The 1160-nt window shown below is 68.6% G+C and carries 1 protein-coding gene; it reads left to right on the top strand.

All coding sequences use genetic code 11. From position 1 onward, the window contains the following. On the top strand, window positions 1-812 hold an 812-nt coding region (locus ABD231_RS41450), incomplete at its 5' end, for an isochorismatase family protein (RefSeq protein WP_344165839.1). Window positions 813-1160 lie beyond the last annotated feature (348 nt).

Here is a 1160-nt window from a genome sequence, read left to right on the forward strand (position 1 = left end):
CCGCCCGCTTCGGCACGCCCAATCCCGACTCCTCTGCCTCCGGCACGACTCCGCCCGTCGCACCCTCCGACACCGCCTCCCCCGGCACACCTAGCCCCACCGCCCCGAGCCCCACCGCGAGCGCCTCCGTGTCCCTTGCGACTCCGCCCGTTGCGCCAACCGACTCCCCCACGCAGGACGCCAATTCCCCCGCTGATCCCCACAGCCACGCGCTCGACTCCGCGCCTTCCCCGGACACGACCTTCCCCGCAGACGACGTTCCGCCCGTTGACGCGCTGATCCTCGTGGACCTCCAAACCGCGTTCGTCTCCGGCGACAACGCCGTACCGAACGCCCCACGGCTCCTCGACCGCGCAACCGACCTGCTCAACCGCGCCCGCGCTGCCGGCACAGTCGTCGTACACCTCCAGAACGACGGTCCCCCCGGCGCCGACGACGAGATCGGCACCCCCGGCTGGCAGCTCTACCTGCCAACCACCCCCGGCCCCCGCGAACACATCATCCGTAAACCCCGAGACGACGGCTTCGACGCAACCCCACTAGGCGAAATCCTCATCACCGCAGGCGTACGCTCACTCGCAATCTGCGGCGTCATGTCCGAAATGTGCGTCCACGCCACCGCCCGAACCGCCCTAGCTCGCGGCTACCGCGTAGTTCTCCCCCACGACGCCCACGGCACCTACGACATCCCCGCCGTACCCGGCGTCAGCGACGCCATCCCCGCCCAAGCCGTATCCCGAGTAGCCGCCTGGTCCCTAGGCGACCAGCCCAACATCACCACCCCCGCAGCCGCCGTCACCTTCACCCCATGACCTCCCCGCACCTGCTCAACGAGTCACCAGATTCCCGAAGCCCAACACCCCACTACGACCACACTCTCGCTCGGACCGACCCACTCCCACCGAACGCGATCAACTCAAGACCCACGAACAAGGATTGCCCTCAGGGCTGATCCGACCGACCACGTCCCCGTGAGCAGCAACCGCGCGCCCCCGCACGGCGGCTGCTGGACGACTCCCGATCAGCTCGGCTTCCTGGTCCCGCTGATTGCCCTGGTCCGGACGTCCCACAAGCCACAACCCCGACCACTCGCTCCCGCACTCTGAACCACCCCGGGTTTGATGCACACCTCCTTCGTTGGGAAGGTGGCATCTATGCCG

Origin of the sequence: Kribbella yunnanensis, from assembly GCF_039529655.1 — a bacterium.
Classification (GTDB): Bacteria; Actinomycetota; Actinomycetes; order Propionibacteriales; family Kribbellaceae; genus Kribbella; species Kribbella yunnanensis.